General features: G+C 67.4%; 2 pseudogenes. One reads left to right on the top strand and one right to left on the bottom strand.

Features of this window, described 5'->3' with window-relative positions:
• Positions 1-398, bottom strand: a pseudogene (locus JCM25156_RS26320) (MazG nucleotide pyrophosphohydrolase domain-containing protein); the annotation flags it as partial.
• 97 nt (positions 399-495) lie between these two features.
• Here JCM25156_RS26320 and JCM25156_RS28295 point away from each other — a divergent pair.
• Positions 496-779: pseudogene (locus JCM25156_RS28295) on the top strand (N-acetyl-gamma-glutamyl-phosphate reductase); the annotation flags it as partial.

Below are 779 nucleotides of genomic sequence, written 5' to 3'. Positions count from 1 at the left end.
CGTCATCCAGCGTGCCGCTACGGTTGCGCGCCAGCCGTTCGCGCGCCTTGCCATCTTCCACTGGCCCGCGGTGCGCTCGCCCTCGCCAAACACATGGGGGTGGCGGCGGACCATCTTGTCGCCAATCATGCGCGCGACCGTGGCGAAGTCGAACAGGCCCTGCTCATCGGCCATCTGGGCGTGATAGACCACCTGCAGCAGCAGGTCGCCCAGTTCATCGGGCAGGCTGTCCCAGTCCTCGCGCGCTATGGTGTCGGCCACCTCATAGGCTTCCTCGATGCTGTAGGGCGCGATGGAGCGAAGTCCTGCTCCCGGTCCCACGGGCAGCCGGTGCGGGGGTCACGCAGGCGCGCCATGATGTCCAGCAGGCGTTGCAGGGCGGTCGCGGCATCTTGCATGGGTGTGTTTCCTGCCTGTTTGTGTTGCGGTCATGCGCAGGTTTTGTATAGATCGGCCACCGCCCGGGCGGAAAGTTTTTATCAGGACACACGGAACATGCGCAGCGACGGACAGGCGACGGTCTTTATTGATGGCGAGGCAGGCACGACGGGGCTGGGCATCCGCAATCGGCTCGGGCGCCTGCCGGTCACGCTGCGCTCCATCGACCCCGAACGCCGCAAGGACCGCAGGCCCGGCGCGAGATGATGGCGGCGGTGGATGTCGTGATCCTGTGCCTGCCCGACGCGGCGGCGCGCGAAGCCGTGGCCATGGCCGATGAGATGGGTGACGCCGCGCCGCGCATCCTTGACGCCAGCACCGCGTTCCGCACCGATCCGGCA

Source organism: Komagataeibacter kakiaceti JCM 25156 (genome assembly GCF_000613305.1).
This window is presented reverse-complemented; position numbering and strand designations above follow the sequence as displayed.